This is a genomic window from Oceanivirga miroungae, from assembly GCF_902505095.1.
In the GTDB taxonomy this organism is placed as follows: domain Bacteria; phylum Fusobacteriota; class Fusobacteriia; order Fusobacteriales; family Leptotrichiaceae; genus Oceanivirga; species Oceanivirga miroungae.
The window spans coordinates 1-5,323 of the sequence record NZ_CABWIB010000003.1 but is presented as its reverse complement, the minus strand read 5'-3'; the positions used below and the strand labels follow the sequence as shown (position 1 = coordinate 5,323).

The following is a 5,323-nucleotide window of genomic DNA, read 5'->3' as shown; positions in this document are numbered from 1 at the left end:
CGTAAAACTAATAGAAATTAGTGCAACTGATAGACAATTAAAAGATGCATACATAAATACATATCTATTAAGTTTAAATCAAAATGGCTTATATAAAGAATTAGGAATAAATGTAGGATTGGAGAAATAGATGGATAGATTTAATAAAGAAGAACTAAAAAGATGGCTTAAAAGATCTTTTAAGAAGAAAATAAGTATAAATGACCAAACGGTAATAGCATTCTTAATGGCTGGACTTATTGGAATGAGTTCGGTGAGTTTTGGGTGGGAGTATATATCGTCTAATACAGGTGGTTCAACTGGGGAATTATATGCCGGTAAGGTTGCAACAAAATTAGTAGCTTATAACTTCTCTAACAATAATGTAGGACTTGGTAACAATATAGGTGCTTTAAATGGCGCTAAAGATAGTGTTGCTTTAGGGAGCCAAATTAGTTTTACAAAACAATATGCAGAAAAATCAGTAGCTATTGGATATTCATCTCAAATACATGGGGATAATGGTACAGTAGTAGGATCACACTCTGTTGCTAGTGGAAGAGCAACTGCAATAGGATTTAATGCAACTGCAGATGAGGGTCAAGCAACAAGTATTGGGAATAATACAGGTGCTACAGCACAATCAGTAGCATTAGGAGCAGATGTATTTGCTGGAGGAAACAGCTCTATAGCAATAGGTAGTGATGATATATCAACTATATATAAAGATGTACTACCTGATGATATTATAACAAGTATATATCAGGATAAGGATAAATATAATGGAAAAGTAACTGGAGTTACTCATTTCTTTAACTGGAATGAGAAAAATACTGATAATTCAGATGGATTTCGTAGAAAATTTATGGTTTCATATCAAAAAAATAAAAAAGATACTAGTGACTATAAATTTAATGAAGGTGGAGGATATAATTATAAAGTTGATAATAGAATATATTCTCCAACATATGCAAAAGGTACGGGTTCAATAGCAATAGGGTCAAGAACAGTTGCTGCAGGTAATGGGTCAACATCATTAGGGACTCTTTCATTTTCATTAGCTGAAAAATCAACAACAATTGGATTAAGATCATTTGCTTCAGAAAAAGCTAGTGGTGCTACAGCACTTGGGGAAGAAGCACACGTATTTGCTGAACAAACGTTAGCAATTGGTAATAAATCGGAAGCTACACAGATTGGAGCATTAGCAGTTGGTAGAGGATCTATTGGAGCTGGAGAAGGTTCAGTTGCAATTGGGGAAAGTGTATTATCAAATGCTGATTTAAATGATAGGCAAGCCTTAAATTTTAGAAGAAAGTTTAACTACTATTTAGAAAATGGTGGTGAGAAAGCTATAAGTAATATTAATGATTCAAGAAAAGTTAGCATTTCAGATTATAATCCACAAATAGGAAGTAATAATACCTTATTAACTAGCGATGTTGACTCTATAGTTAATAATATTATAACTGGAAATAGTAATTTTAATTCAAATAATGAAGACTTAAAAAATACAATAAAAAATGATTTGAATTTCTCTGATTTAGAAAAAAAAGACAAGGTATATCTATCATATGAAGCTGGAACAATTAGTCAAAAGAAATACGAAAAAGATAAAGATGAATATAAGCCTAACAAAAATGGACAATATATTAAGGTTAAAGATGGGGAATTTAAACTTAAGCAAAAACCTGTAAATGGTAATAGATATACTAGAAAGACTAGACAAACACATACTGGTGCTACAGAAATTAAATATGAACCAAGTATAAATGGTCAATATGTAAAAATAAAGAATACTAATTATGATAGTGCTTATTTAGGTAGACCAGGTATAGCCCATGTTGGTGCAAAACAAATTCATAGTTTAAGTGAAATAGATGGTAATTATGAGAAAATACAGAAGCCATTGAATAATAAAACATATGATAAGAAAGGTTCAGACTACATTTATCAGGAAAATGGAAGTGGTAATTATGTAATGATAAAAGCTCCTAAATTTGAAGAGTATACCCCAGATTCTAATGTTGGTAAAAGAGAGGTTAAGGAAACTAAAAATGTAGGAGATCACGCTACTTCAATTGGGTACTATGTATATAATACTGGAAATAACTCATTTGCAGGAGGTACTGCAGTATATAACGAAGGTAATAACTCAGTTGCCTTAGGTACTTTATCATTAATTGAAAAAGATGCAGATAACTCAGTTGCAATAGGGGTAGGATCATCTGTTTTAGCTAAGAACTCTGTTTCAATTGGTACAGGGACAAGTGTTTATGGTGAAAACTCACTAGCATTAGGAGTTGGAACATCTGTTGGTGGAAATATAGTTGCAAAAGATGGACGTATAGAATATTCAGAAAGAATTAAAAACTCTTTAGGTATTGGGTTTGGTGTTAGTGTTAACAAATCACAAGCAACTGCAGTTGGGGCAGAATCTAAAGTAAATATGGCTAATTCAGTTGCCTTAGGTTATTTATCAGAAACAGACTATCCTGGTGGAGATACTCCTGGTAAGCAAGAGGGATTAAATAAAGATGGTTGGATAGCAAGAGGTTCATATACTATACCGGCTTCAAGTAGAGTTGGAGTTTTATCAATAGGTAAATCTGGAGCAGAAAGAAGAATAATAAATGTGGCAAGTGGTGCATATGATACAGATGCTGTAAACGTTGCTCAATTAAAATCATTAGAGGATAGATTAGATTTAGCTGTAGGTGATAGTGAAGATTCAGGAGTTAAATATTACTCAGTGAATACAACTGGAGAACTATCTAAGAGCTCAGTTGCTGCAATAAAAAAAGAAGCAGCCTATAAAGATTATGTTAAATTAAAAGAACAACAACTAACAATATTAGCTAAACAAGCTGCAGGTGATACTATTCCAAAATCAATTACTGATGAAGTAGATAAAAAAGTAAGTGAAATTGAAGGAAAATATATAACTTTTAATGGACTTATAACAAAATATAATAATGTGAAAGAGGAAGTAGATAAAGCACAAAAAAATCAAAATGGAGAATTTAAATTACAAAATGGAAGTTTTGATTTTAAAAAATTTAAAGATAAATTAGAGTTAGCTAAGCAAGAAGCAATTAATAAATTGGATGATAAGAGTGGACATGGTGTTTTAAATTCAGAAGAATTATCACTAAAAGAATTTTCAAATATAGAAAATAATAGAGCATTAGGAACTGATTCAATAGCAGCAGGATTTAATGCAGTTACATCACCAAATTCAGCTAATTCAATTGCTTTAGGGAATAATGCACAAGTTGGGTGGAAAAGTGATCCTAATGACACAAGTAGATTAACAATAAGTAAAAAAATTGAAAACCAAACTGACGAAATCTATATTAATACATATTCTTTAACACCAAATGCAATTGCAATAGGTAATAGCTCTCTATCAATAGGATACTCAAGTATTTCATTAGGTAATAACTCAATTACAGGATCGGCTAATAATATTGGTATAGGGGTTGGAGCACAAACTTTAGCTGATGGAGCAATAGCTCTAGGTTCTAATACAGTATCTAATGGTGATTCATCTATAGTAATAGGTAAAGGAAGTAGAATAGGAAATCTTAATTATACTAGAGATACTTCAAATAATAAAAACACATTAAATGTTACTGCATCTAATCAATCTAACAATTCAATAGCAATAGGTTCAGAAGCACAAGTAGGTGGAAAATACTATATTAATAAAAATCTACAAGCAGGTACAGGAGAAGGTAAATTAGATAATGAGGCTAATATTATTTATAACACAAATGCACCATCATCAATAGCACTAGGAAATGGAGCGTATGTAAAAGAACAATCATCACTAGCTATAGGATCAGGAGTAAAGGCATTAGAACAACAATCAGTTGCAATAGGTAACGACACAGACGTTACTGGAAAAGGAGCAATAGCCATAGGGTCTGATGATGCAGATGGGTATAATGAGGTGTTAAATGATACTGTACTTGGTAAATATAAGTTGACTACCAATGAAGCTACTCCTGATAAATATGCCAGAACTCGTGCAAAAGGAAATGGATCAATAGCAATAGGAGCACACTCGATAGCAACTGACAAGGGTTCATTAGCATTAGGTGTTAGTTCAGCTTCAATTGGTGAAGAGGCAGCAGCAATAGGTGTAAAATCTATTGCTAGTGGACAAGAAGCATTTGCAGGTTCAAAAGAAGCAAGAGCAGCAGGAGCAAGGTCAATAGCAATAGGACATTATGCTTCAACTGGTAAAGGAGCTACATCTCATGTGGCAGCTGGTACTGATAAAGAAACAGGTGAATTTTCTGTTGCAATAGGATCACACGTTGCAGTTACAGGACAAAAATCTGTTTATGTTGGTAAGAGAGAAAATAAAAATGGTAGAAATTATCAAAGCTCTGCTATAGCATCAGATGAAGCTGTGGGTCTAGGATATAATAACCAAATAGGAAAAGAATCTAATGGTTCAGTAGTTATAGGTAGAAATATCACAGTAGGTGATAGTATGCCGGACGCAATAGTAATAGGGACACATTCTTATGATAAAGATAGTGAGAATGTAGTGGAAACAAATGGTATAGCTATAGGTAAAGATACAAAAGTTAAAGGTCCAGATGCGGTAGCAATAGGTAGTGGGTCAGTTGCTAAATATGGTTCTACAACTTATATCAATGATCAAAAAGAATATCAATATACAGGCTATGATCAAACTGTAACACCTGATCAAGATAAACATCAATTCCATAGTTTAATTAATTCTAAGGATAAGGCAGAGGCAAAAGTATGGGTTCCAACAGGTGGAGAATTCTCAGTTGGTAATGAAGAACAAAATATAACAAGAAGAATAACAAATGTAGCAGCAGGTCGTAATGACACTGATGCTGTTAACGTTGCACAATTAAAGAAAATACAAGCGGGTGCAGTAAAACTTAAATTTAAGGGTAATGAAACTAGAACACAAGATGGTAAACAAAATGAAACACTAAATCTAAAAGATAACACTTTAGTAATAAAAGGAAAAGAGAATAGTAAAATAACAACTGTTGCTAAAGATAGTAATACAGTTGAGATTGATTTTGATAGCTCAAGTTTTGCAACTAAAGATGATCTTAATGGGAAAGCAAATAAAGCAGATGTTTATACAAAAACACAAATAGATGGAAAAACAATAACATTTAAAGGAAATGCAGGCGATGCTGTATCAAGAAAACTGGGAGAGGAGTTAACTATTAAAGGTGAAGGAACTACAGGAACTTTAACTTCGTCAGCAAAAGGAAATATATCAGTTGAAAAAGATACAACTCAATCTGCAAATGGATTAGTAGTAAGACTATCAGATAATTTA

Annotated in this window: 1 protein-coding gene; it reads left to right on the top strand. The window is 32.5% G+C overall.

The features are described from left to right. Positions 1–130 precede the first annotated feature (130 nt). Positions 131–5,323: hypothetical protein (locus tag OMES3154_RS06415; RefSeq protein WP_197271546.1), on the top strand; the 5,193-nt coding region annotated here is incomplete at its 3' end.